The 25,551-nt window shown below is 72.7% G+C and carries 24 protein-coding genes; 14 read left to right on the top strand and 10 right to left on the bottom strand.

Translation table 11 applies throughout. The features are described from left to right. Positions 1-5 precede the first annotated feature (5 nt). The 3 genes from AC0680_RS00375 to AC0680_RS00385 are packed head-to-tail and all read right to left on the bottom strand — an operon-like array spanning position 6 to position 3,411. Positions 6-1,502, bottom strand: coding sequence for a class I adenylate-forming enzyme family protein (locus AC0680_RS00375; protein ID WP_478623497.1), 1,497 nt, complete (start codon positions 1,500-1,502; stop codon positions 6-8). Continuing rightward, positions 1,499-2,350, bottom strand: coding sequence for a holo-ACP synthase (locus AC0680_RS00380; protein WP_478623499.1), 852 nt, complete (start codon positions 2,348-2,350; stop codon positions 1,499-1,501). Before AC0680_RS00380 ends, AC0680_RS00375 begins: the two co-directional genes overlap by 4 nt. Then, the gene (locus AC0680_RS00385; RefSeq protein WP_478623501.1) at positions 2,344-3,411 is read right to left on the bottom strand and encodes a ketoacyl-ACP synthase III family protein; all 1,068 of its coding nucleotides are present in this window, start codon (positions 3,409-3,411) and stop codon (positions 2,344-2,346) included. The genes AC0680_RS00380 and AC0680_RS00385 overlap by 7 nt, the downstream gene beginning before the upstream one ends. A 276-nt stretch (positions 3,412-3,687) precedes the next feature. Here AC0680_RS00385 and AC0680_RS00390 point away from each other — a divergent pair, with 276 nt between their 5' ends. From AC0680_RS00390 to fabG, 3 genes are read left to right on the top strand one after another with little or no spacing between them, the layout of a single operon-like run. Beyond that, entirely contained in the window at positions 3,688-4,125 is a 438-nt protein-coding gene (locus tag AC0680_RS00390; protein WP_478623503.1) for a nuclear transport factor 2 family protein, read from the top strand. Continuing rightward, entirely contained in the window at positions 4,122-4,604 is a 483-nt protein-coding gene (locus AC0680_RS00395) for a hypothetical protein (protein ID WP_478623505.1), read from the top strand. Before AC0680_RS00390 ends, AC0680_RS00395 begins: the two co-directional genes overlap by 4 nt. 47 nt (positions 4,605-4,651) lie before the next feature. Continuing rightward, the gene (fabG, locus tag AC0680_RS00400) at positions 4,652-5,392 is read left to right on the top strand and encodes a 3-oxoacyl-[acyl-carrier-protein] reductase (protein ID WP_478623507.1); all 741 of its coding nucleotides are present in this window, start codon (positions 4,652-4,654) and stop codon (positions 5,390-5,392) included. A gap of 304 nt (positions 5,393-5,696) precedes the next feature. Here the strand turns inward: fabG and AC0680_RS00405 are convergent, their stop codons facing one another. The 6 genes from AC0680_RS00405 to AC0680_RS00430 all read right to left on the bottom strand — a co-directional run bounded on the left by AC0680_RS00405 (position 5,697) and on the right by AC0680_RS00430 (position 11,210). Next, positions 5,697-6,296 (bottom strand): RNA polymerase sigma factor, encoded by a 600-nt coding sequence (locus AC0680_RS00405; RefSeq protein ID WP_478623509.1) that lies wholly within the window; start codon positions 6,294-6,296, stop codon positions 5,697-5,699. A gap of 83 nt (positions 6,297-6,379) precedes the next feature. Next, positions 6,380-7,558 carry a beta-ketoacyl synthase N-terminal-like domain-containing protein gene (locus AC0680_RS00410; protein WP_478623511.1) on the bottom strand — a complete coding sequence of 393 codons (1,179 nt, stop codon included), beginning with the start codon at positions 7,556-7,558 and terminating at the stop codon, positions 6,380-6,382. Next, complete coding sequence (locus AC0680_RS00415; RefSeq protein WP_478623513.1) at positions 7,555-8,787, bottom strand: beta-ketoacyl-[acyl-carrier-protein] synthase family protein; 1,233 nt, start codon at positions 8,785-8,787, stop codon at positions 7,555-7,557. Before AC0680_RS00415 ends, AC0680_RS00410 begins: the two co-directional genes overlap by 4 nt. Then, complete coding sequence (locus tag AC0680_RS00420) at positions 8,784-9,056, bottom strand: acyl carrier protein (RefSeq protein WP_478623515.1); 273 nt, start codon at positions 9,054-9,056, stop codon at positions 8,784-8,786. Before AC0680_RS00420 ends, AC0680_RS00415 begins: the two co-directional genes overlap by 4 nt. 34 nt (positions 9,057-9,090) lie before the next feature. Further along, positions 9,091-10,338 carry an NAD(P)/FAD-dependent oxidoreductase gene (locus tag AC0680_RS00425; RefSeq protein WP_478623517.1) on the bottom strand — a complete coding sequence of 416 codons (1,248 nt, stop codon included), beginning with the start codon at positions 10,336-10,338 and terminating at the stop codon, positions 9,091-9,093. Continuing rightward, positions 10,335-11,210 (bottom strand): alpha/beta fold hydrolase, encoded by an 876-nt coding sequence (locus AC0680_RS00430; protein WP_478623519.1) that lies wholly within the window; start codon positions 11,208-11,210, stop codon positions 10,335-10,337. Before AC0680_RS00430 ends, AC0680_RS00425 begins: the two co-directional genes overlap by 4 nt. 619 nt (positions 11,211-11,829) lie before the next feature. Between AC0680_RS00430 and AC0680_RS00435 the strand changes: the two genes are divergently transcribed. The 9 genes from AC0680_RS00435 to lpdA all read left to right on the top strand — a co-directional run bounded on the left by AC0680_RS00435 (position 11,830) and on the right by lpdA (position 21,510). Then, positions 11,830-13,032, top strand: coding sequence for a macrolide family glycosyltransferase (locus tag AC0680_RS00435; protein WP_478623521.1), 1,203 nt, complete (start codon positions 11,830-11,832; stop codon positions 13,030-13,032). 31 nt (positions 13,033-13,063) lie between these two features. Further along, the gene (locus tag AC0680_RS00440; protein ID WP_478623523.1) at positions 13,064-14,077 is read left to right on the top strand and encodes an NAD-dependent epimerase/dehydratase family protein; all 1,014 of its coding nucleotides are present in this window, start codon (positions 13,064-13,066) and stop codon (positions 14,075-14,077) included. A gap of 14 nt (positions 14,078-14,091) precedes the next feature. Beyond that, positions 14,092-15,045 carry a 3-oxoacyl-ACP synthase III family protein gene (locus AC0680_RS00445; RefSeq protein ID WP_478623525.1) on the top strand — a complete coding sequence of 318 codons (954 nt, stop codon included), beginning with the start codon at positions 14,092-14,094 and terminating at the stop codon, positions 15,043-15,045. A 3-nt stretch (positions 15,046-15,048) separates the two neighbouring features. Further along, entirely contained in the window at positions 15,049-16,320 is a 1,272-nt protein-coding gene (locus tag AC0680_RS00450; protein WP_478623527.1) for a type III PLP-dependent enzyme, read from the top strand. A gap of 77 nt (positions 16,321-16,397) precedes the next feature. Beyond that, positions 16,398-16,649 (top strand): acyl carrier protein, encoded by a 252-nt coding sequence (locus AC0680_RS00455; protein WP_384436271.1) that lies wholly within the window; start codon positions 16,398-16,400, stop codon positions 16,647-16,649. After that, positions 16,649-17,488 (top strand): hypothetical protein, encoded by an 840-nt coding sequence (locus AC0680_RS00460; RefSeq protein WP_478623530.1) that lies wholly within the window; start codon positions 16,649-16,651, stop codon positions 17,486-17,488. The genes AC0680_RS00455 and AC0680_RS00460 overlap by 1 nt, the downstream gene beginning before the upstream one ends. Positions 17,489-17,492: 4 nt before the next feature. Further along, positions 17,493-18,773, top strand: coding sequence for an MFS transporter (locus tag AC0680_RS00465; protein WP_478623532.1), 1,281 nt, complete (start codon positions 17,493-17,495; stop codon positions 18,771-18,773). 42 nt (positions 18,774-18,815) lie between these two features. Next, the gene (locus AC0680_RS00470) at positions 18,816-20,048 is read left to right on the top strand and encodes an MFS transporter (RefSeq protein ID WP_478623534.1); all 1,233 of its coding nucleotides are present in this window, start codon (positions 18,816-18,818) and stop codon (positions 20,046-20,048) included. Between the two features lie 58 nt (positions 20,049-20,106). Further along, positions 20,107-21,510, top strand: coding sequence for a dihydrolipoyl dehydrogenase (lpdA, locus tag AC0680_RS00475; RefSeq protein ID WP_478623536.1), 1,404 nt, complete (start codon positions 20,107-20,109; stop codon positions 21,508-21,510). Between the two features lie 136 nt (positions 21,511-21,646). Here the strand turns inward: lpdA and AC0680_RS00480 are convergent, their stop codons facing one another. Beyond that, positions 21,647-22,420: an SIR2 family NAD-dependent protein deacylase gene (locus tag AC0680_RS00480; RefSeq protein WP_478623538.1), complete on the bottom strand. Its 774-nt coding sequence runs from the start codon at positions 22,418-22,420 to the stop codon at positions 21,647-21,649. 179 nt (positions 22,421-22,599) lie between these two features. Between AC0680_RS00480 and AC0680_RS00485 the strand changes: the two genes are divergently transcribed. Both AC0680_RS00485 and AC0680_RS00490 read left to right on the top strand, forming a co-directional pair. Beyond that, complete coding sequence (locus AC0680_RS00485; RefSeq protein ID WP_478623540.1) at positions 22,600-24,453, top strand: gamma-glutamyltransferase family protein; 1,854 nt, start codon at positions 22,600-22,602, stop codon at positions 24,451-24,453. 138 nt (positions 24,454-24,591) lie between these two features. Further along, complete coding sequence (locus AC0680_RS00490) at positions 24,592-25,503, top strand: inositol monophosphatase family protein (protein ID WP_478623542.1); 912 nt, start codon at positions 24,592-24,594, stop codon at positions 25,501-25,503. Positions 25,504-25,551: the final 48 nt, after the last annotated feature.

The following is a 25,551-nucleotide window of genomic DNA, read 5'->3' on the forward strand; positions in this document are numbered from 1 at the left end:
GCGGCCTACCTCTCCGCCAGGGCCCTGAGGCGTGTGCGGTCGACCTTGCCGTTGCCGTTGAGCGGCAGCTTCGGCAGCAGCAGGCAGCGGCGCGGGACCTTGAACGGTTCGATCTGCTGCCGCATCCGCTCCAGCACCTCCTCCTGGGACAGGTCGGTGACGGCGACGAGCACGGAGGGGGTGCCGTCCGCCGGTGGCAGTACGGCGGCGGCCGTGACCTCCGGGATGCGCAGGGCGGCGGCCTCCACCTCGGTGCAGCTGACGCGGAACCCCCGCTCCTTGTAGAGGTCGTCGCGACGGCCGGAGAAGTAGAGGTAGCCGTCCGCGTCGAGGTGCCCGTAGTCCCCGGTGCGCAGTTCGGGGAAGAGTCCCTCGCGCCGCCAGAAGCGCTGGGCGGTCAGTTCCGGGCGGCGCCAGTAGCCGGCCATGACGTGCGGGCCGCGCACGGCGATCTGCCCGATGTCGCCCGGCGGGAGTTCCGCGCCCTGGTCGTCGAGGATGACGATCTCCGTGCCGCGCAGCGCCCGGCCGCAGGAGCCGGGCCGCTTCAGATCGCCGTCCGGCTCCATGATCGCCGCACGTTTGCACTCGGTCAGCCCGTACATGACCTGGATGCGCAGCGCGGGCAGGCGCTCGCGCAGCTCGGCCATGGTGCGGGCGGGCAGCTCCGCGCCGGTGTTCGTCAGCAGCCGCAGCCTGGGCAGTGGCGTACCCGGGGCGCGTTTGGCCAGCCAGGCGAGGGTGCCGGAGACGGACGGGACGCCCGCCAGCACCGTGGCGCCGCTGCGCTGGAGGCCGCGCAGCAGCGGCGGGCCGGCCTCGGCGGTGGTCGCCAGCCGCAGCGCCGCGCCGCTGAGGGCGGCCAGGAAGAGCTGGTAGAGGCCGTAGTCGAAGGACAGCGGCAGCGGGCAGTAGACGATGTCGTCGGAGCGCAGGTTCAGTTCGGCCTGGATGGCCCGCATGGCGAACAGCATCTGCTGGTGCGTGCCGACCACGGCCTTGGGCAGCGAGGTGGTACCGGACGTGTAGATCAGGCAGGCCGGGTCGGTGGTGAGGGTGCCCGGGTCCGGTATCTCGCCGGGGGCGTCGCCGGACCGCAGCTCCGTCGCGCGCAGGCTCGGCACGTCCCGCTCGTGCGCGGTCCGACGCGCCGCCTCGTCGTCGGTGACCAGGAGAGTGGCCTCGGCGTCGTCGAGGACGTGGACGAGCGGCGCGCCGCGTACGTCCTCGTGGAGCACGCTGAAGACCGCGCCCAGGCGGGAGGCGGCGTACACCGCGGCGGCCACCGCATGCCCGTCCTCGGCGGAGACCAGGACCCGCGAGCCCCGCCGCACGCCGTGGGCGCGCAGGACGCTCGCGGCCGAGATGCTGGCCGCGGCGAGTTCCCGGTAGGTGAGGGTGGTCTCCTGCCGGACGACGGCGGGCGCGTCGGGGCGGTCGAGGGCGGCGGCGTCGAGGATGTCGTGGAGGAGGACCGGTGTGGGGGTCGGTGCCGGTGTCATCGCTGCTGCTCCTTCCGGGACGAGGCCGCGCCCATCGGCACGACGGTCGTGGCGGTCGCCCGGCAGACGAGTTCGGGTGTGGCGAGCAGCCGGGCGGCGCTGACCCGGTCGGCTCCGCCGGCGGCGATCACCCGGTGCGCCTCCAGGGCGACGACGCGGCGCAGCCGGGTCCGCCGGACCAGGCGCGCGGTCGCCTCCAGGTAGTCGCCCGGGTGGACGGGGGCGGTGAAGCGGACGTCGGAGTACTGCGACAGCAGCCCTTCGTCGCCGTCCGTCCGCACGGTGATCTCGGTGAGCAGATCTCCGAAGAGCTGCATGATCCGGGCGCCGTCGACCAGGCCGCCGCCGTAGTGGGCGTCGTGCTGCGCCATGCGCACCCGCAGGGACGCGGTGACGGGAGCCTCTTCGGTGGACGTCGGGGCCGGTGGGCCCTCGGGTGTCGTGGACTGCGGTGACATGCCCTCTTCCTTTTGCGGGTGCTGGGTCGCCACGGCGGTGGCCACGACGAGTTCGTCCTTGTGGGCGATGGAGACCCTCATTTCCTGGAGGCGGAGCCGGGCGGCGATCCGCGCGGCCGCGCCGGAGAGGTGGGCCGAGGGCGCCCCGTCGGTGGAGCGCCGTACGGTGACGTGGTGGGGGCGCACTCCGGAGCCGAAGCCGACACCCAGGGCCTTCACCACCGCTTCCTTGGCCGCGAACCGGCCGGCGAGGAACTCCCGGGCCCGGGTGGGGCCGCAGGCCGCCGCATGGTCGAGCTCTTCCGCTGCGAAGGCGTAGGCCCGGAACCAGGGGCGTCGCAGCAGCCGGTCGAGTTCCCCGATCCGCAGCACATCGACGCCGGTCAGCACGGTGCCGCTCCGTCCCCGGCAAAGCCGTCCGGTCCGGTGCCGCGGCCCACCACGGTGCACGACCAGGTGAATCCGCCCCCGCCGGACAGCAGCAGCGCCACCTCCCCGTCGGCGACGAGGGCCTCGTGCTGCACCACCGAGAGGTTGGCGAGGATGTCGCCGCTGCCCAGGTGCCCGGTGCGGGCGCCCGGCCGGTGCACGGTGGCGTGCGGCAACTGCCGCTCCAGGGCGGGCAGATAGGTGCGTTCCAGGGTCGCCGGGCCGAGCCGGGGGAGCAGCACATGCCGCACGCGGCGGTCGCCGGGCGCCAGGCCCGCCTGGGCGAGGGCGGCGGCGATCAGGTCGCCGATGGCGACCGGCGCCAGTTCGGCGAACCGGGCCATGCCGCCCGCCGCGGCGAACGCCTTCTTCGTGCGCCGGACGTCGACCGGGCGGCTGTGCTCCATGGGCGCCGGGCTGAAGGGGTCCTCCCCGCGGTACATGCTCTCCATGTCGGGGGCGGCGCGGACGGTCTGGGCCAGCAGCCGCAGGCCGCGGCCGGAACGGCAGAGCACGGCGGCCGTGGCGCCGTCCCCGTAGGCGACGTGCGAGTCGCTGGTCCAGCGGTCGAAGCCGGGCCGCTGGAAGCGGTCGCCGGTGGTCACCAGCGCGGCCCTGGCCGACGGGTCGGCGCACAGGTGCAGGGCGGCTTCGTGCAGGGCCATGGCCCCGCCGTGACACATCTGCGCGATGCCGACCGGTACCGCGTTGACCGCGCCCACCCCGTCGGCCACGTAGTGGGCCGGTGACCAGAAGTCGTGCCCTTGGTGGTAGGTCCAGCTGTGGAACAGCACATCGACGTCCGCGGGTTCCACCCCGGCCTGCCGCAGGGCCCGCCGTCCGGCCAGTACGGCCATCTCGGGTGCCGCGTGCGCGACGGCGACCGGCACCTCCACCACACCGGACTGCGCCGACTCCGCCGGGGTCAGCACGCCGTCGGACACCTGGGACGCGGCGGACTGCCGGGTGGTGGGCAGCCAGCAGACGGCCGCGTCGATCGTCACGTTCTCGCCGAACCGCATGAGTGGGCTCCTGTGCTCCGGTCGTTCCGCGGAGGGTGGCTTCGCCATTCGGGGATTCGCTGTGTCACTTACGCCACTACAGACCCGGCAGGCCCATCGGTGGATACACCCCGGGCCGTACGTTCCGGTGCATGCGGTGACTTCGGGCCCGCGGTTCGCCTTTTCTCCCGCGGTGGTTTCTGGATGTATCCGGGTGACCGCCCGACGGCTCTGTGTCAGAGAAAGCCGCTCGGCGGGCTCTTTCGGCCCGTCGCAATCAAGGGAAAGGACCATCGAATGGCGCGCACAGCTGCCGAAGTGTGGAAGATCTGGCTGGAAATGTGGAACGAGGACCCAAAGGCGGCACTCAAGATTGTGGGCGACGACTTCCGCGTCCATCTGCCCTCCAAAGCGGCGGTCTTCGACACCTCCGGTATTCGTGACGGAGCGGCGTTGGCCGAATGGGTGGCCGGATTCCGGTCCAAGTTCGCGAGCCTGCGCTACGAGACGGACTTCGGGCCCGTACAGGACGGCGAACTGGCCGTCTGGCGCTGGTACGGAACCGCCGAGTGCCTCGGCCGCACGGGCTGGCCCTCCGACGTGCCCGGCGGGACCATCCACTGGTCGGGGGTGGACATCCTGCGGATCGTCGACGGCCAGGTCACCGAGGCCTGGACGCAGGGCGTGGAGACCGACGAGGTGCCCGGCACCTCCGCGCACCGGGAGCAGCGGTGAACGCACGCGACACCGCACGACCGTCGCGGCCCGCCGCAGAGCTCTGGGAGCAGTGGCTGGGCATCTGGAACGGCCACTACGACAACGCCGCGCGCATCGTCGCCGACAAGGTGACGCTGCACCTGCCCCGTTACGGAATGCCGGACCCGGCCGGCATCACCGACCGTGAGCGGCTGGTCGCCTGGATCGACGCCTTCCGGTCCTCGTACGAGCGGGCCCGGTTCCGCACCGTGCTGGGGCCGTTCGCCGACGACGGCCACCTCATCGGCCGCTGGCGGTTCACCGGCGACTGGCGGTCGGGGCGGCCCGAGGGCGCGAAGGCCGCGCCCGGCACCCCCGTGGAGCAGCAGGGCGTCGACATCCTGCGCCTCGACGCGGCGGGACGGATCGCCGAGTACTGGCTCTCCGACGATCTGCTGGACGTCTATGTGCAGCTCGGGGCACCGCTGCCGGCGCACCGGACGGCGCCGGCCGAGTGAGGAAGCCGGCCGCGAAGGACAACCGCACATGTGCTGAGGAGGGAACCATGCCGGACAACCGGCGCCCCGTCGCCCTGGTCACCGGTGGTACGCGCGGCATCGGCCGGGCCGTCGCCCGCCGGCTCGCCGCGGACGGGTACGACATCGCCTTCTGCGGGCGCGGCGAATCCGCCGGCGAGGCCGGCGAGTTGCTGACCGAGCAGGGTGCCGCCCACTTCTACCAGGCGTGCGACGTGGCGGACGGCGACGAGGTCGGACGCTTCGTGAAGCGGGTCGCGCGGGAGTTCGGCCCGATCGACGTGCTGGTGAACTCGGCCGGCGTCGTCCGGGACCGGAACCTGGTCATGATGCCGTTCGAGGACTGGACCGAGGTCATCGACACGAACCTGACCGGCACATTCCATTTCTGCCGGGCGGTGGGATTTCAGATGGTGCGGCGCCGCACGGGGGCGATCGTCAATATGTCGTCGGTGGCCGGTGTGCACGGCCACGCCGGGCAGGCCAATTACGCGGCATCGAAAGGCGGCGTCAACGCCCTCAGTCGTTCGCTCGCCAAGGAACTGGCCCGGTACGGCGTCCGGGTCAATGCCGTGGCGCCCGGATTCATCGAGAGCGATATGACGGACGAACTCACCGAGCAGGCGAAAGAGCGCGCACTGGCCGGCATTCCGATGGCGCGATTCGGAACGACCGAGGAGGTCGCCGACCTGACCGCGTTTCTGGTGTCGGACCGGGCCGCCTACATCACGGGGCAGGTCCTCCAGATCGACGGCGGCATAAGTTTGTGAAGACACCGGATCCGGGCGCGCCGGAGGAGTCCGACGACAGGGACGCCTACGGATGCGAAGACGAAGCGTGCGAGCCGGCGGACGAGGTGCCTCAGTACCTGGTCGAGTGCGTCGCGAACTGGCCGATATCCGACCGGTAGCCGACGCCGGGTCCTCGACCTGCACCTCCGCCCGTCTCCCCGGCACCACGAGAGCGGGCCGCGCCTTCGGCCACCTGCGTGCACACCGCGGTGGGTGGCCGAAGGCGCGGCCCGGTGGCCGCCCTGACGGCTCTCGGTGCTCCCGCGCCCGAGGCGGCGCCGGTTCACCGCACGGCGGACTCCGCGGACGCGGCGGCCAGTTGCTTGGTCAGCCGCTGCAGCGCCCGGGCCCGCAGCGGGCCGACCGACCCGCGCGCCACCCCCAGCCGGCGGCTCACCTCGTCGTAGCTGCACTCCTCGTCGGCGCTGAGCATGCCCAGCAGCGCCTGGTCCCGGGCCGAGAGCCGGCCGAGGGCGTCGAGGACCTCGTCTCTGCGCTCGCTGGAGAGCACCGCGTTCTCCGGGCCGGAGTCCGGGGCGGTGGGCCGGTCGAAGACCTCCGGCCCGCCCACGGGCACATAACGCAGCGCGCGTTCGCGCTGCTTGAGACTCTCGCGCTTGGCGCAGGTGGTGAGCCAGGCGGCGAAGCGCTCGGGCGACTGCAGGGTGTGCAGCCCCTGGTAGGCGCGCAACCAGGTCTGCTGGAAGACCTCCTCGCAGTCCGTCCTGCTCACCCGGTGCGAGCGGGCGACCGCCCACACCAGAGGCGAGAAGCGTCGCACCAGCGCCCCCCAGGCCGCCTGACTCCCCTCACGGCAGGCCTCGATGAGGTCGGCGGTGGCGAGGGTGGTGGCATCGGACCGCTCCGTCAGCGACGGTGACATGGAATGTCCTTTCACAAGAGGTGGTGGATCGCTGGGGGAGCGCAGCCGCCGCCCGAAGTGCCGTGCTTCGTCGGGACGTCGTCTCACCTGGGATCGGTGCGGACCGCGGCGGCCGCGGGAGCGCGCACCACGAGGCAGCCGACCGAGCCGTCGTGGCCCAGCGCGGTGATCAGCGCCGCCTCGCCGGGCTGGGCACCCGGCTGCCGCCAGGTCTCCACCAGCGCGGCGAGCTGGAGCGGCACCGTCGCGCTGAAGGTCTCGCCCACCGCCCGCCGGACGTCCAGGGCCGACGGGAGGCCGGAGGTCCCCAGCGCCTGGCGCAGGGCGCGCAGTTCGAGGCGGTCGACGCCGACCTGCCCCGTCGCCCCCGGCGCCACGGACCGTACGTCGGCCGGCGCGACCCCGCTGCGCTCCAGTGCCCTGCCGATGCACCCGGCCAGGGCCGCGGTGCGGCGCCCACGGGGCGCGAAGCCCACTTCGGCGGCGAGCACCCGGGCCAGGACCGGCCGGCCCTCGGCGCGGGCCCGCTCCTCCGGCTCGACGACCAGGGCGGCGGCGCCCTCCCCCAGCGGGAAGTCCGGCCGCAGCGCGCCGGAGCGCTGCCAGCCCCAGCCGCTCTGCGCGCTGAGCTCCTCCGCACCGGCCACCAAGAGGCATTCGGCCTGCCCCTGCCGGATGGCGTTGCGCGCGTAGCGCAGCGCCTGGATGCCGGCGAGCGCCCCGCCGGCGACGGTGGCGTTCACGCCGTGCAGTCCGTTGCGGATGGCGACCTGGCCGGCGGCGCAGTTCATCACGGTGTTGGGAAAGAGGCTGGGGTTGACCAGGTAGGGGCGGTCGGCCTGGAGGGTGCGCAGCGAGTACTCGCCGGAGCTGCGCACCGAGCCGGTCGCCGTGCCCATCACCACGCCCGCGCCCGGGCTGACCGTCCCGGGGTACGACGCGAGCGCCATGTCGCACGCCACCAGGGCGAGCCGGGTCGTACGGTCCAGGTTGCGCAGGCCCTTGCGGCCGAGCAGCTCCTCGTACGGCAGCGGGGGGACGGCCCGCACGGGCCGCGGCGGAAGGGTCTGTCCGCCGAGGTCCGGCAGGTCCTCCTCGGCGGTCGCGGTGCCGGCGCTGTGGGTCCCGGCGAGGACGGCGGTCAGCGCGGCGCTGCCGAATCCGGCGGGGGAGAGGGCCGCGGCGGAGGTCACGGCCAGCGTGGCTGGTGCCGGGACGAGGTCGGCGGTGGACAGCGGGAGTCGGGCGGTGTCGGTGCTCATGCGGCCTTCCCCAGGATGACGATGGCGTTGTTGCCGCCGAAGGCGAAACCGTGGTTCTGGACCACCCGAGGTGCGGCCGGCCGGGCCGTGCCCGGCACCGGGTCGACGCCGGGACCCAGCTCCGGGTCCACTCGTGCGACGTTGGCCGTCGGCGGCAGAAAGCCGTCGTACAGGGCCCGGCAGCAGATCAGCGCCCCGAAGCCGCTGGCCGCCCCCATGGTGTGGCCGATCATCGACTTGATCGAGCTGATCGGCGGCATGCCCGACCCGAACACCTCGCGGACCGCGGCGACTTCGGTGGCGTCGTTGGTGCGGGTGCCGGTGCCGTGGGCGCAGATGTAGTCGATCTGCCCGGGGGTGACACCGGCGTTGTCGTGGGCCTGGCGGATGCAGCGGGCGATGGTGGCGGCGTTGGGGTGCACCATGTGGTCGGCGTCGCAGTTGAGGCCGTAGCCGAGGACCTCGGCGTAGATCCGGGCACCCCGCGCGACCGCCCGTTCGTACGGCTCCACCAGCAGGGCGACGCCGCCCTCGGCGGTGAGGATGCCGGCCCGTTCGGCGTCGAAGGGGCGGCAGACCTCGTCGGCGAGGGCACCGAGCCGGTAGAACCCGGCGTGCGCCCAGCGGTTCACCGAGTCCGCGCCGCCGGCGAACATGTAGTCGGCCTCGCCCTGCGCGACCATGTCGCAGGCGTAGCCGAGGGCGTAGTTGCTGGCCGAGCAGGCGGTGGCGAGGGTCAACGCCTCGCCCTCCAGGCCGAGTTCGGTGTTGACGGCGGCGGCGATCCGGCCCGCCGGAACCGACTGGACCACGGCCGGGGTCAGCGACTTCAGCCCGTCGCCGCGCCACTCGGCGACCAGTTGCTCGACGGCGGCCGACTCGCCACTGGTGGTGCCCATGACGGAGCCCGCCCGGGCGCGGGCCAGATCCTCGGGATCCAGGCCCGCGTCGCGCGCGGCCAGCCGGGCCGCGGAGGCGGCGAACTGGCTGCTGCGGCCCCACCGCTCGGGATCGACCCGCGACAGCCACTCCCGCGGACGGAAGCCGCTGACCTCGCCGGCGTTGCGGTGGGGGAAGCCTCCGGCGTCGAAACCGGTGATCGGGCCGGTGGTGCACCGGCCGGCCCGGATGGCCGCGGTGAAGTCGTCGGCGCCGATACCGGCACTGCTCACGGCCCCCAGCCCGGTGATCACCACGCGCCGGCCCGGCCGGGTCGCGGTCCGGGTCACCGCCCCGCACCCTTTTGGTTGCGGGCGAAGACGTCCCGTACACCGGTGAGGTTGACCATCTCCGGGAGCTGGTCCTGCGGGATCTCGACGTCGAGGTCCTGTTCGATGCGCGCGAGGATCTCGATGGCCAGCAGGGAGTCGGCCTCGTGGTCGTTGACGAAGTGGCTGGTCTCGGTCAGCTCCTCGGGCTCCAGTTCCAGGACGTCGAGGACGATCTCGCGCAGCTGCCGGGCCTGCTCCTCGGTCACGGCGGGGTGGGGCGTGGTCATGGTTGCTCCTCGGGGTTCGGGGGATTCGGCGGGTTCACGCGCTGCGGTGCCGCAGGTTCACGGCGGCGGCCCGGCCGAGGGCCGTGGGACTGAGGAAGCGCGCCGGGCCGATCAGCCGGGACGCGAACAGGTGCATATGGCGGGCCATCGACTCGTCCCGGGCGGCGGCGGAGAACATCAGCCGCTCGAAGGGGTTGAAGGGGCGGGCCTTGGCGTAGTCGGCGGCGAGGAACTGGTGGCCGCGCAAGCGCCGCCGGTGGCGCCGGCGGTAGGTGTCGAGCGCCAGGTCCATGGCCTCCCGGCTGCCCGAGACGGCGGCCGCGCGGGCGGACGTGGCGAGCCACTGCGCCGACTGGAGCGCCCATCCGCAGCCGACCCCCCACAGCGGGTCGCCGGTCAGGGCCGCGTCACCGATCAGGGCGAGACCCGGCGCGGTCACCTGCCGGCTGACGAGCGGGTAGTTGGTGGTGCCGACGATCTTCGAGACGCGTTCGGCGGCACTCAGGTCGGGGGCCTCGGGCAGCCGGCCGACGAAGTCGAGGAAGCTGCCCTCGAGGTCCGCCCGGAAGGCGGGCAGCCGCTTCTTGTCGGGGATGATGGCGATGACGGTGACCCCGTCGTCGTTCGGCATCGCATAGGCGACGTCCGGTTCGAGGAACCAGCAGTGCGACTCCTCGCGGGCCATCCGCACCCCGCGGAAGTGCGCGAAGTAGCTGAACCGGTCGTTCCGGTGCACCCGTTCGCGCACCCCGGCGAGCTTGGCGACGGTGGAGTCCTTCCCGTCCGCCCCCACCACGAGGCGCGCCCGGATCTCCTGCTCGCCCTCGGCGGAGCTGGTACGCACACCCGCGGCGCGCGATCCGTCGCGCAGCAGCGCGGTGACGGTGTGCCCCGAGAGGAGATCGACCCCGGGCCGGTCGGCGGCGTAGGAGCGCAGCAGCGGGTCGAGGGTGCTGCGCCGCACGTTGTAGCCGTGCGCCAGGGGGACTCCGTCCCGGCCGGGACGCGGCTCGATCCAGCCCCAACGGGTGTACCAGCGCGCCTGGTTGGCGATGGCGCCGGCCTCGCGCAGCAGGGGGGAGACGCCCAGGTCGTCGAGCACCTGGTAGGCGCACGGCTGGAGGTAGTGCGTGCACAGGACCTTGTGCGCCTCGGGTGAGGAGCGCCGTTCGAGCAGGGCCACCCGTGCGCCGGCCCGGGCCAGGAGGACCGCGGCGGTGCACCCCGCGATGCTGGCACCGCTGATGGCTACGTCGTATTCCCTTACCTGTGGGGAGGTCACGCTGTCCTCATCTCCTCGGCTGAGTGGGGAAGTCGGAGCATCGGAAGGAAGTCGGCGAGCTGTTCGGCCACCTGGGCCGGCTGCTCGGTCTGGCAGAAGTGGCCGAGGTCCGGGGCCCGGTGGACGGTGACGTCGCGGGCCCGGCCGCGCAGCACTTCGAGGTCGCCGCCCGGCGCGGCGGTGTCACCCAGGCCGCTGACCACGAGCAGGGGCGCCGTGATCCTCTCGACCGGCAGGTCGGGCAGCCGGGCCAGCTCCAGATAGAACTGCAGGAAACCCTCCGGCTCGACGCGCTCGAGCACCTTGCCGGCCATGATGCCCAGCAGCTCGCCGTTCACCGTGCGGCCCCGGGTGTGGAGTTGGACCCGCAGGCCCTCGGTGATGGTGTGCCGGAACCGGGTCCTGGCCTCGGCGAAGAACTCGGGGGTCAGCGACGGATCACCGACCCGCCATACGGGTGCCACCAAGGCGGCCGGGACGTCGCCGTAGGGGTGGGCGGGGTCGCGGGCGAGCAGCTGGAGCAGGGCGCAGGCGCCGAAGGAGTGCGCGACGACGAGGTCCGGGGGCCGGTCCAGGGCGTCGAACGCGCGCGACAGCCAGGTGGCGGCGTCCCCGTGGCGGGGCCAGGTGTGCGCGGAGCCGGCCCGCCAGGGCAGCGAGAGCGCGGATGCCCGTACCGTCCGCGGAAGGTGCTCCAGCAGCGGTTTCCAGCTGTCCCAGCTCTCCTCGAAGCCGTGGACGAGCACCACATGGGGCGCCGGCGCCACCCCGGTTTCCGGGTCCTCCCGCCGCCCCCACACCGCCAGTTCCGTACCGTCGGCGTGGACGGTGTGCTCCCGCCGCCAGCGGTCGGCGGTCACCGCGCGGTGCATCACGACGAGCGGAGCGCGGCCCGGGGGGACGCACCGCCGGTTCTCTTCGAGGTGGCCGTCGAGGCACGGCGTAATGGACTACGCACAGCCTGCCGCGCGCTTTCCGAAGGAATTTGGCAAAGCATTCTGCTTCTGGAATACATAATCCCCCACAAAACCCTTCCCCGTATGCGGTCGACCCGAATAACCGGGGCCCCGCGCCGCGGGGGAGGCGAGCGCATGTGGATAGCTGAAAAACGCGTCCGTGAGTTCGCAGAATGAATCCCCCGAGGCGAATGCAGCTTCACAAGGCGGCGCTGCACTGTCAATGTGACGAAACCCATAGTTCAGGTTGCTGCCATCCGGCGGCCCAGCGGGTTTTCCGGCGGATCGAGAGTCACCGCAGGCAGCGCCGGGCGGCCTGCCACCGCTGGCCCCGGCGCCCCGACTGCCGGAAAGAATCGGCTCTCCGGGTGTATCCAAAGGTGCTTGTGAATGCACTGTAGGGACGCAGGCTCTTCCCTCACCGATTTTTCCGCGAAGCGCTCTGGGCGGCAAAGGGAGGCCGTGGCATCCACTGTTCTCCACGATTCACTACGACCTACCGCGCAGTAACGACGAGTTCGCGAGGAGCCCGCAATTGACTTCGAAGTCGCACATCGCCTTCACGAATATCGGATTGCACGGCCATGTGCTCCCGACGCTGCCCGTCGCCCGTGAACTCGTCTCCCGGGGCCACCGGGTGAGCTACGCGGTGCCGGAGCGGTTCGCCCCCCTGGTCGAGGCGACGGGAGCCCGCCCGGTCCCCTACCGCTCGGCCTGGCGCGCCGACGACGACGCGACGAAGTCGCTGACCGGTTTCACCGCGATCGTCTCGGCCATGCTGGACGAGGCCGAGTCCGCGCTGCCCCAGCTCGCCGGGGCCTTCGACGCCGACCGCCCGGACGCGATCGTCTACGACGTCTTCGCCTACGGCGCGCGCGTCCTCGGCCTGCGCTGGGGCATCCCCACCCTCAACTTCTGGCCGTTCGCCGTCCCCTACCAGGGCAAGGACAACGGCATCGCGGCGGTGTACCGCGGCCTGCTCGACGACCCGGCCGCCCACCGCCTGCGGGACCGCTTCTCCCGGTGGCTGGCCGGCAACGGCGTCGACCTGACGGTGGCGGACTTCGGGCTCGTTCCCGAGCAGGGCATCGCCTCGATCACCCGGACCCTGCAACCGCACGCCGACAAGGTCGACGCCTCCCGCTTCTCCTTCGTCGGACCGTGCTTCGGGCCGCGCGGCGACACCGCGGCCTGGACCCCGCCCGCCGCCCGGCGCACCGTGCTCGTCTCCCTCGGCTCGACGTTCACCAACCGGCCGGACATCTACAGGCGGCTGGTGGCCGCGTTCGCCGGCTCCGACTGGCATGTCGTGCTCCAGACCGGCAAGTTCGTCGCCGCCGAGGCGCTCGGCCCGATCCCGGACAACGTGGAAGTCCACGAGTGGCTGCCCCAGCTCGACGTCCTCGCCCACACCGACGCCTTCATCACCCACGCCGGGATGGGCGGCACCGTCGAAGCGCTCAGCCACGGGGTGCCGATGCTCACCCTCCCGCAGGGCGCCGACCAGTTCTTCATCTCCGACCGGCTCGTCGAACTCGGCGTCGCCAGGCGCCTGCACGAGGACGAGCTGACCGGGGGCACCGTCCGTACGGCACTGGAGGAGCTGCTCGCCCGCCCCGGGCTCACCACCCGGCTGCACCGGCTGCGCGAGGAGATCCGCGCCTCCGGCGGCGCGCCGGCCGCGGCCGACCTCGTCGAGCGGCGCCTGCGCCGGGGGCCGCAGCACCCGCAGACCTGACCTCGCCCGGCCACACCTGGCCACTCTCCTGATGAACGGGGAAGACGTGACACTCAACATCGCGATCATCGGTGCCGCGGGATTCGTCGGCACGAACCTCGCACTCGCCGCCGAACAGCGCGGACACCGCCTCACTCTCGTCGACGTCAGCGACCGCCTGGGGCGCCTGGACGCCTCCGGCCTCCTGGACCGCGCCGACTGCCACTTCCTGGACCTGTCGCAGCCGGGCGCCCGGATACCCGACTGCGACGTCATGATCAGCCTCGCGGCCCTGCCGCAGGTGGACTTCTCGCTCCACCACCCGGAGCGGACCTTCACCAACAACATCGGCATCATGTCCGCCGTCCTGGAAGCGGCCCGGCTGCGCCGGATCCCGCTGCTCTTCGCCTCCTCCATCGAGGTGTACGGAGGCAACGACGGCGACCTGCTGACCGAGTCCAGCGCACTGCGGCCGCTGTCCCCCTACGCCGCATCGAAGATCGCCTGCGAGAGCCTCACCGAGTCCTACCAGCACGTCTACGACACCGTGTCGACGACCGTGCGGCTGACCAACCTCTACGGACCGTGGCAGGCACCGGACCGCATCATCCCCCGCATCACCGCCCAGGCGCTGCTCGGCATCGAGTCGGAGGCCGTCACCGGCCGCCTGCGGGACTTCCTCGCCGTCCAGGACGCCGTGGGCGTGCTGCTCGACCTCGCCGAGGACGGGCCCTGGGGCGAGACCTTCAACCTCGCCGCCGGCCGCCACACCCCGCTGGAGGAGGCGGCGGAGGCGGTGATCGGCACGGCGGGCCGCGGCTCGTTCGTGACCCGGGACGTGCCCCAGGACGACGGCCGCGGCAGCTCCCTGGTGGCCACCTCCGCCCACCTGACCGAGGCCACCGGGTGGAAGCCCACCACGGACCTGTGGGACGGGGTGGGCCTGACGACGGACTGGTACCGCGACAACCGCGCGTGGTGGGCGCCCTTCGAGGCCCAGGTGCGCGCCGACCGCGGCGGCCCGGACTTCCTCCTCGACCACGCCTTCCCGTTCTGGGCCAACTGACGAGGACACCACACATGACGAACTCCCTCGTCACACTGGAAGACATCGCCGCGCACACACCGGAGCGCACGGTGACGGTGCAGGACCTGGCGGAACCCCTCGGGCTCAACCCGTCGAAGGTGCGCCTGTTCACCACCATGCAGGGACTCAAGGAGCTGCGCCAGGACCCCGCGGCAGGCCTCTTCCAACTGGTGCTGCCCGCGGCCCGCCGGGTCCTCGACGCCCTGCCGTCGAAGGAACGGGTGAAGTACCTGCTCTTCGGCCACGCCACCCAGCAGATCGCCCCGCACGGCATCTGCCCCGCGCGGGTCCTGCGCAAGGAGCTCGGGCTGGACCACGCCGTCGCCTTCGCCGTCACCCAGCAGAACTGCGCGAGCGGCATGGCCGCCATCGACATCGCCGGAGAGCTGCTCCGGTCGGACGGCGACCCGGACGCCAGGGCCCTGGTGGTCACCGGCGAGAAGTCCTTCACGCCCGGTGTCCAACTCGTCCCGGACACCGCGCTGATGGGGGAGGCCGCGGCGGCCTGCCTGGTGGCCGTCGACGGCCCCGGCGACCCCGTGCGCTCGTATGTGACGCGCACTCTGGGCGCGTACGCCAACGGTGTCCGCCTCGGCAAGGAGAAGGCCGCCGAGCTGGGGCAGATCTACCCCGACCGGTTCGCGGACGTGATGCGCAAGGCCGTCGCCGACGCGGGCCTGACGCTCGACGACATCGACCTGCTGATCCCGCACAACGTCAACATGATGTCGTGGCGCCAGACCATCAAGGCGATGGGCTTCCCCCGGGAGCGGACCTACCTCGACAACATCCCCCGGTTCAGCCACTGCTTCGCCTCCGACGTACTGCTGAACTACACCACCCTCAAGGCCGAGGGGCGCCTGGTGCCCGGCGGGCACTACCTGATGGCCTCCGTCGGTGTCGGCACCACCTTCGCCGCCATGGTCTTCACCCACCGGGGGAGCTGACGGATGCCGGACACACCAGCGACGGTGCAGGGCATCGCCGTCACGGACCTGGCCGAGGAGTTCGGCACCCCCTTCTTCCTCTACGACGCCGACGTCCTCGAACGCGACTATCTCCAGGTCCGCCGGCTGCTCCACCCCGGCGTGGACCTGTTCTTCTCCCTCAAGGCCAACCCGAACGTCAGCGTGTGCGCCGTGCTCGGCGCGCTGGGCTCCGGCGCCGAGGTCTCCTCGCTGGCGGAACTCAGGACCGCGCTGTGGGCCGGCATCGCGCCGCGGGACGTGATCTTCCTGGGGCCCGGCAAGTCCCCGCGCGAGATCGAGGCCTGTGTACGCACCGATCTGCGTGCCGTCGTCTGCGAGTCGCCGGCGGAACTGGAGCGGCTGGAACGGGCGGCACGGGACGCGGGCCGCACCGACGTGCCGGTGCTGCTGCGCCTCAACCCGGACTTCACCACCAAGGGTTCGGGGCTGTCGATGGGCGGCAAGCCCCGCCAGTTCGGCATGGACGCCGCCGGGCTGCGAGGGCAGCGGAACCTGCTGCGGGACCTGCGGCACCTGCGGATACGCGGCTTCCACGCCTATATGGGGACCCGCTTCCTGCGGCACGAGGACATCGTCCACAACACCCGGGAGATCCTGCGGCTGGCGGCGGAGCTCGCCGCCGAACTGGACCTGCCCTGCGAGATCGTCGACATCGGCGGCGGGTTCGGGGTGGCCTACTTCGACAACGAGACGGACCTGGACCTGCCGGCCCTCGCAGCCGGCACCGACGACGTCATCGACGGCTTCCTCCAGGCACACCCCGGCTCCCGGGTGATCTGCGAACTCGGCCGCTACCTCACCGCGCGGTGCGGCACTTACGTCAGCCGGGTCCTGGACGTCAAGGAGTCGATGGGCACCCGCTTCGCCGTCACCGACGGCGGCACCCACCACCACATGGCCGCCGTCGGCGTGGGCAGCTTCGTCAGACGCAACTTCCCCCTGCGCGCCCTGACCCGGCCCGCCGGGAGCGGCGAGCAGCCCTACACGGTCACCGGTCCGCTGTGCACACCGAACGACGTGCTCGGCAAGAACGTCCTCCTTCCCCCGCTCGAACCCGGCGACCTGATCGGGGTCGAGCGGTCCGGGGCCTACGGCCCCACCGCCTCCCCCGGGCTGTTCCTCAGCCACGGATTCCCCGCCGAGGTCATGGTCCGTGCCGGCCGCGCCCATCTGGTGCGGGTCCGCGACACGGTGGAGGACCTGCTGAGCCGGCAACGGCTGATCCCCGTGTGACCCCGGCCCGCCGGGCCGGCCCGAGCCGCCCGGCCGGCCGAGAAACCCCGCCCACCACCGAGAACGCAGGAGATGTGATGGACCGCCAGCAGATGGTCGGCACCATTCAGTCCGCCCTCAGCGGCGTCCTGGAGCGTGACGTGCCCGGAGTGTCGGAGGAGACGAGGTTCTTCGACGACCTCCATCTGGACTCCACGTCGATCCTGGAGTTGCTGATGGCCCTTGAGGAGGAGGTCGGCTTCACCGTCGACCCCGAGGAGATCGACATGGACGACTTCGTCTCCGTGGCGACCTTCATCGACTACCTGGAAAGGGTGCAGACCACGTGATGCCCGGCCTGGAAGGAGCCGCGGCCGTCCTCGACCCGCCGGCCCGGCAGCACGAGGAGAACCCGCACAGCCAGGCGTTCTACCGCGATCTGTACGCCGCGTTCGACCAGACCGCCGACCTGGACCAGTTCGCCGCCGGACCGCAGAACACCCACCGGCACCTGACCGACCTGCTGGCCGGCCACCCGTCGCTGCGCGGGCGCTCGGCGGACCTCGTCGTCGTCGCGCACGCGCTGCCCGACTCCCAGCCCTACGGGGTCACCGCCTCCTACGCCGGACTGCTCTTCGGCGACGACTCCCACGGGTTCGCGGTCTCCGAGCAGGGGCCGGCCGCACCCTTCACCGCGCTGCGCATCCTGTCCGGCTTCTGGCGCAGCGGGCGCACCCGGCGGCCCGTCCTGCTGGTACTGGAGCAGACCACGCTTCCGGTGCGCGACCCCGCCGTGCACGGCGAGCGCCCCCTCGTGGACTCCGGCGCCCTGCTGGCCTTCGGCGGCGAAGGGCGCCTGGGACTGCGGGACGCCGAGGACGTCCGCCTGGAGCTGACCCGCGAGGAGCTGACGGCCCGGCTCAACGACCTGGTCGACCAGGACCCCCAGGGGACGCTGGTGGTGCTGGGCCGCTCGGCGGCCGGGCGCCTCGGTCCGGCCCTGCGCGGGCGGCACCGCCACGAGGCGGCGCCCGGCACCCACGCCACCGGCGTCTGGGTGGCGCTCGCCGACAACTGGCTTGACTGGCAGGCCCGTTACCGCCGCATCGCGCTGTGTGATCTCGAACTCACCACGGATCAGGGGTGCATGGCCGTCCTATACGGTGATCCCGATGCATCGGGGGGTTGAGGGAGTGACCGCTGGGGAAGCCGCGAGCGCACCGCCGCAGACCCCGTCCGCCCCGGACGCCCGCCTCCCGGAGCGCACGGCCGGTCCCCTGCTCGTCGGACTCTTCGCCGCGGCCTACTGCGGCGTGTACATCGCGCTGGTGACGCCCGTGACCGTCACTCTCGCGGTCAAGGCCCAGCAGATCGCGCCGCACGACAAACAGGCGGTGCTCTCGCTGGCCCTGGGGACCGGGTCCGTGCTGGCGATCCTGGGCAATCCGCTGTTCGGCAGGCTGAGCGACCGGACCACCTCGCGGTTCGGGATGCGCCGGCCCTGGCTGGTGGGCGGGCTCGCCGCCGGGCTGGCGGGCCTGCTCGTCTGCGCGACGACCCGGGACGTCGCCACCCTGGTGGCCGGCTGGTGCCTGACCCAGCTCGGGTTCAACGCGGTGCTCGCGGCGCTGATCGCCGTACTGCCCGACCAGATACCCGAACGCCGGCGGGGCGCGGTCTCCGGTGTCCTGGGACTGTGCCTGTCGGTCGCCCTGGTGGTCGGCAGCTTCCTGGCGCAGGCGGTCTCCTCGTCGGTGGTGCTGATGTTCATGGTGCCGGCCGGGGTGGGCGCGCTGACGGTGCTCGCCCTGGTCGCCGTACTGCGCGACCGCCGCCTCACCGAGCGCCCGCCCTTCGGCGTGCGGGAGCTGGCGCGGAGCTACTGGGTGAACCCCCGGCGCCACCCCGACTTCGGGTGGGCCTGGCTGAGCCGCTGCCTGATGTTCATGGGGACGTCCGTGCTCAGCGCCTACAAGACGTTCTACCTCTCCGACCATCTGGGATACCCCGCCGCGCAGGTGCCGCGGCTGGTGTTCTGGGCCCTGCTCACCCAGACCGCCGTCACCGTGGTCAGCAGCCAGCTCAGCGGCTGGCTCTCCGACCGGCACAAGCGGCGCAAGCCCTTCGTGGCGGGGGCGGCGGTGCTCTACGGGCTCGGTCTGCTGGTGATCTCACTGGCCGACTCCTTCGCGCTGTTCCTCCTGGGCATGGCCATCACCGGCATCGGCTTCGGAACCTACCTCTCCGTCGACCTCGCGCTGGTCACCGACGTCCTGCCGAGCCGCGCCACGGCCGGCCGGGACCTCGGCGTCTTCAACATCGCCACCGCGCTGCCGCAGTCCCTGGCCCCCACGCTCGCGCCCGCCGTCCTGGCCGTCGGCGGCGGCGAGAACTATGCCCTGCTGTTCCTGCTCGCCGCCCTGTGCGCGGTGGCGGGAGCGGCAGCACTTCAGCCCGTGCGGGCGGTCCGGTGAAGGGTCCGCCGCGCGGGTCGCACCTGATCCCAAGGAGTACACGTGACAACCTCTCCCCCCACCACGGCGCAAGGGGCACCCACCGACGCGAGGCGCTTTCCCCTGTGGCTGGTGTGCCTGTGCGTGGCGTCCTTCACCGCCGGTACCGACAACTTCGTCATCGCCGGTGTGCTGAAGGACATCGCCCGGGGCCTTTCCGTCTCGGAGGCCGTGGCGGGGCAGCTGATCACCGTCTTCTCGCTCACCTACGCCTTATCGGCGCCCTTCGTGGCCCTGCGGACCGCGCGCTACCCACGGCGGCGGGTGCTGATCACGGCGCTGGTGGTCTTCGCGGCGGCGAACGTGGGAGCCGCCCTCGCCCCCACCTACGGCGTGCTGGTGGTCTTCCGGATCCTCACCGCCCTGGCCGGCGCGTCGATCATGCCCGCGGCGTTCTCCACCGCCGCCGCACTGGCGCCCAAGGGGGCCGTGGGCCGCTATCTGGGTTCCGTCACCTTCGGGCAGTCCGTGGCCCTGGTCGTCGGCGTCCCGGTCGGCACGGCGATCGCCGGCGCCTTCGGCTGGCGCGCCACAATGATCTTCGTGGGCGCCCTGGCGCTGGTGGTGATCGCCGGAGTGGCGGCCTTCCTGCCCGCGCTGCCCGGCGTTCCGGCCATCCCGCTGCGCCGCCGACTGGCCCCGCTGGGACACCGCCCGGTGCTGCTGGGCCTGGTGGGCACCGTCGTCGGCGCCACCGGTAACTTCATGACCTTCAGCTACATCGCGGTCATCACCGACGACCTCGGTCACTCCGGCCCCGGCCAACTGGCCTTCCTGGTCTCCCTCATGGGCATCGCCAGCGCCTGCGGCGCCCTGATCGGCGGGCGCGCCGCCGACTCCTGGGGAGCCGGCCGCACCATCGTGCTCGCCCTGTCCCTCCAGGTCTCCTCGACCCTGCTGCTCGCGGTCCTCGGCTGGGCCTGGCCGGGCGGCGTCTCCGTCGTCGCGGTGGCCCTGCTGCTGGCCGGCTGGGGCATCTTCGGCGGCGCGCTCAACCCGCCCCTGCAGACCCGACTGCTGTCGCTCGCGGGCGACGCCGGCAACGAGGTGGTGGCGCTCAACAGCAGCTGCCTGTTCCTGGGCATCTCGCTCAGCGGCGGGCTGGGCGGACTGGTCCTGGCCGGTCTCGGGCCGGTCGCGGTGCTCGCGGCCGCCGGCGCGGTGGGAGCAGTATCCGTCCTGATCCTGTCGTGGTCGATCTATGGGGACAGGGCGGCGAGGAGCCAGAATGCCTGAGAGGTCCTCAGGTCAGCACTCCGGCGCCCCGGCCCGGGTGGGAAACAAGGAGTTGTCGATGGTTGACCACTATGACGTCGTCGTGCTGGGCGCCGGTCCCGGGGGCTATGTCGCGGCCGTCCGGGCGGCCCAGCTGGGACTGCGCGTCGCCGTCGTCGAGGAGAAGTACTGGGGAGGCGTCTGCCTCAACGTCGGGTGCATCCCCACCAAGGCCCTGCTGCGCAACGCCGAGTTGGCCCACATCTTCACCCACGAGGCCGGCACGTTCGGGATCAAGGCCGACGGCGAGGTGCGCTTCGACTACGGCGAGGCCTTCCGGCGCAGCCGCCGGGTGGCCGACGGCCGCGTCAAGGGCGTGCACTACCTCATGAAGAAGAACAAGATCACCGAATACGACGGCCGCGGCACCTTCGTGGACGCCACCAGCCTCCGGGTGGCCCATGCCGACGGGACCACCAGCACCGTCGGCTTCGACCACTGCATCATCGCCACCGGCGCCACCCCTCGTATGCTGCCCGGCACCGGCCGCACCGACCGGGTGGTCTCCTACCAGGAGCAGATCCTCGACGGGACGCTGCCGGAGAGCATCGTGATCGTCGGCGCCGGTGCGATCGGCGTCGAGTTCGCCTACGTCCTGCACAACTACGGCGTGCGGGTCACCCTCGTGGAGTTCCTCGACCGCATCGCCCCCCTGGAGGACGAGGAGGTCTCGGCGGAACTGGCCCGCCAGTACCGCAAGCTCGGCATCGGGGTCATGGCCGCCACCCGCGTCGAATCCATCGACGACTCCGGGCCCCGCGTCCAGGTGCACGTCCGTACGAAGGACGGCGCACAGCAGACCCTGGAGGCCGGCAAGGTGCTGGTGGCCATCGGCTTCCAGCCGAACGTCACGGGCTACGGCCTGGAGAACACCGGGGTCCGGCTCACCGACGGCGGTGCCGTCGCGGTGGACGAACGGTGCCGCACCTCCGTACCGGGCATCTACGCCATCGGCGATGTCACCGCCAAGCTCATGCTCGCGCACGCGGCGGAGGCGATGGGGGTGGTGGCCGCGGAGACCATCGCCGGTGCCGAGACCATGGAACTGGACTTCCCCATGATTCCCCGCGCCACCTACTGCCAGCCGCAGATCGCCAGCTTCGGCTGGACGGAGGCGCAGGCCCGGGAGAAGGGCTTCGACGTGCGGGTCGCGAAGTTCCCCTTCGCCGCCAACGGGAAGGCCCATGGTCTGGGCGACACCACGGGCTTCGTGAAGATCCTCAGCGACGCCGAGCACGGCGAACTCCTCGGCGCGCACATGGTGGGTCCCGACGTCACCGAGCTGCTACCGGAGTTGACCCTGGCTCAGCAGTGGGACCTCACCGTGCACGAGGTCGCCCGCAACGTCCACGCCCACCCCACGCTGTCCGAAGCGGTCAAGGAAGCGGTGCACGGCCTGGCCGGACACATGATCAACTTCTAGGGCGCCTCCGCCCCGGCGTCGGCCCGGTGGATCAGGGCCGCAGGAGAACCGGACGGCCGGCGACGGCACACGGCGGGCGCCGGGGGCGGGCGGGAGCGCCGCCCGCCCCCGGCCTCCGCCGCGCCGCGGGCCTGCCTCAGGCGGGCTCCGCCAGCCCCGCCAGCAGCCGGGGCAGCGCGCTGCCGATCGGCTCGCGGATCACCTCGGCGGCCAGCTCGTCGTACGGCGTCGGTTCGGCGTTGACGATGATCAGCCGCGCGCCGTGCTCGGCGGCCACCCCGGCGAGCGAGGCGGCCGGCTGCACCTGGAGCGTGGTGCCGACCGCGAGGAAGAGTTCGGCGGCCTTGGCCACGCCCAGCGCCGTACCGAGCACCTGCGGATCGAGCCGCTCGCCGAACATCACCGTCGCCGACTTCAGGATCCCGCCGCACACCAGGCACGGCGGATCGGGCTCGCCGGCGGCCACCCGCTCCAGTGCCCGGGTCATCGACGACCGGGCGTGGCAGCGGGTGCAGACGACCGCCCGCACGGTGCCGTGCAGTTCGAGCACCTTGCGCTCGGGCATTCCCGCGAGCTGATGCAGCCCGTCGACGTTCTGTGTGATCACCCGCACCGGCGTCCCGGACCGCTCCAGGCGGACCACCGCCTCATGCGCGGCGTTCGGCCTCGCCCGGAAAGCCGGGCTCTCCTGCCGCATCCGCCACGACCGCCGCCGGATCTCCGGGTCGTTCATGTACGCGTCGTAGGTGACCAGCTTCTCGGCCTCCGGGTCGCGCCGCCACAGCCCGTTCGGCCCGCGGTAGTCCGGAATCCCGGAGTCCGTGGAGATCCCGGCGCCGCTCAGGATCGCGACGAGGGGGCGTCGGGACGCCGGGACGGGGTGGTCGTGCGACGCATCGGTGCCGGTCATGCAGCGAGCGTACGCAGCCCGCCGCCCCGCCGTCCCGTCAATATCTGCCCGGTGGGCGGCCGCGCACGGGGGAATGGGCAGGTGGGGATCAGGGGAGGTGTAGCCCTCCGCGGACCGTCGGGCCACCCCGCGCGCCACCGGGGCCCCAGGTGCCACCCCACTCGGAACAGGAGCCGCCCGTGTTCACCACCCGCCCCACCCTGCAAGGCACCTTCGGGATGGCCGCCACCACGCACTGGCTGGCGTCCCAGTCCGCGATGGCCGTGCTGGAGGACGGCGGCAACGCCTATGACGCGGCCGTGGCGGCCGGGTTCGTCCTGCACGTGGTGGAGCCGCATCTGAACGGGCCCGCCGGAGAGGTGCCGATCATCCTGGCCCCCGCGGACGGCCCGGTACAGGTGCTGTGCGGCCAGGGACCGGCGCCGGCCGGGGCGAGCGTGGCGCACTACACCTCGCTCGGACTCGACCTGGTGCCCGGCACGGGGCCGCTCGCCGCCGCGGTCCCCGGGGCCTTCGACGCCTGGATGCTGCTGCTGCGCGATCACGGCACCAAGACCCTCGCCGAGGTGCTCCGGTACGCCATCGGATACGCCGAGCACGGCCACCCCGCCGTCGAGCGGATCGGCGAGACCGTCGAGACGGTGCGGGAGCTCTTCGAGACGGAATGGACGTCCTCCGCCGAGCTCTACCTCCCGGGCGGCACCTCCGTCGCCCCGGGCGGGCTGCTCAGGAACCGGCCGCTGGCGGCCACCTGGCGCCGGCTGACCACGGAGGCCGAGGCCGCCGCGGCCGGCCGGGAGGCGCAGATCGACGCCGCCCGCCGCATCTGGCGCGAGGGCTTCATCGGCGAGGCGCTCGCCGCGTTCGCGGCCCGCCCGGCCATGGACACCTCCGGTGAACGGCACGCCGGCACGCTCACCGGAGACGACCTGGCGGCCTACTCCGCCACCTACGAGGCGCCCGCCACCTACGACTGGAACGGATGGACCGTCGCCAAGGCGGGCGGCTGGTCGCAGGGGCCGGTATTCCTGCAGCAACTCGCCCTGCTGCCAGAGGAGTTGCCCCCGTACGGCAGCCCCGCATACGTGCATCTGCTCATCGAGGGCGGCAAGCTGGCGATGGCGGACCGGGAGGCCTGGTACGGGGACGCCGCGCAGGTGCCGCTCGACGCCCTGCTCGGCGACGGGTACAACGCCGCGCGGCGGACGCTGATCGGCGAGCACGCCTCGTTCGCGCTGCGCCCCGGCAGCCCCGACGGGCGCGCTCCGCGGCTGGGCGGGCATGCGGCGGCGGTCGCGTCCGGCGCGGACGGGGGCGACGCGCGGGCCGGCGCCGCGAGCGGCGCGGGCGAGCCCACCGTCGCCCGCGCGAGCCGCCCGGCGGGCGCCCCCGCACAGACCGCGCCCGAGATCGACCGCAGCGGTGCCACCCGGGGCGACACCTGCCATATCGACATCGTCGACCGCTGGGGCAACCTGGTCTCCGCCACCCCCTCCGGCGGCTGGCTGCAGTCCAGCCCCGTGGTCCCGGCCCTCGGCTTCCCGCTCGGCACCCGGCTGCAGATGGCCTGGCTGGAGGAGGGCCTGCCCAACTCCCTCACCCCGGGCCGGCGCCCCCGCACCACCCTCTCGCCGTCCCTCGCGCTGCGCGACGGGGTCCCGGTGATGGCCTTCGGCACGCCGGGCGGTGATCAGCAGGACCAGTGGCAGGTGCACTTCTTCCTGGCCGTGGCGCTGCGCGGCCGGGTCCGCGGCGGGCTCGACCTCCAGGGCGCCATCGACGCACCGAACTGGCACCAGGACTCCTTCCCCGGCTCGTTCTTCCCGCGCGGGATGCGGCCGGGGAGCGTGACGGTGGAGTCCCGGATCGGTGACGAGGTCATCGCCGGGCTGCGGCGGCGTGGGCATCTGGTCACGGTGGGTGACGCCTGGTCCGAGGGCCGGCTGTGCGCGGTGGCCCGCGACCCGGAGAGCGGGGTGCTGTTCGCGGCGGCCAATCCCCGGGGGATGCAGGGGTACGCGGTCGGTCGCTGAGGCGGTGCGGCGCGGGCACCGCGGTCGCGCCACCGGCTGCTCGGCCGCCGCCCGCGCACCCTCGCCGTGCCCTCCGCAACACCGGGAGTTCACCTGCGATCCAGCTGCCGTGTCAGTGGCTCATGTTTCCATGGACACATGATCGAAGCACTTCGTACCCAAGAGTCGGGAGACACCACGAACGTCACCGATGCCACCGCGATGCCCTTCTCGCCGGACCTGACCGGGCTGGACCTGACCGGGCTGGACCTGGCCGCCGTCGAGGCCGCCGTCCGCCGTGCCGCGGCCGACGAGATAATGCCGCGCTTCCGCCAGCTCGCCGCCGAGGACATCGTCGAGAAGAACGGGCCGCACGACCTCGTCACGGTCGCCGACCGGCTCGCCGAGGAGCACCTCACCGTCGCCCTGACGACCCTGCTGCCCGGCTCCCGGGTGGTCGGGGAGGAGGCGGTGCACGCCGACCCGGCCGTGCTCGAGGCGCTGCGCGGTGACGACCCCGTCTGGATAGTCGACCCGGTCGACGGCACCCGCCAGTTCGTGCACGGCGACCCCGGCTTCGCCACGCTCGTCGCGCTCGCCCACCGGGGCGAGGTGCTGGCCTCCTGGACGTACGCCCCCGCTCTCGGTCTGATGGCGGTCGCCCTCCGCGGCGCCGGTGCCCGGCTCAACGGCGTACTGCTGCGTGCCGGCAGCCCGTCCCCGGACGCGGTCATCGATGTCGCCATCTCCCACTTCGACTTCACCGACGACGACCAGAAGCGGGTGCTGGCCGTGCTGGAGACCGGGGGCATCGCCCCGCGGCCCTGCGGTTCGGCGGGCCTGGAGTATCTGCACATAGCCCGCGGCGAGCTCGACGCCACGGCCTTCAGCTGGGAGAACGCCTGGGACCACGCGGCCGGGCTGCTGCTGGTCCATGAGGCGGGTGGTGCCAGCGGCACGGTCGCCGGGCAGCCGTTCCGCATCGAGGGCGGCAATGCGCTGCCCTTCACGGCGGCACGTGACGCCGAAACCGCGCGGCGTATCCTCGGACTGCTGGCGGCCGCCAACTGATCCTCACCGACGAGGGTCGGACACGAGGGGAGTGGCGCAGGTGCCGAG

The sequence above is a fragment of the Streptomyces sp. NPDC043738 genome (assembly GCF_056436545.1).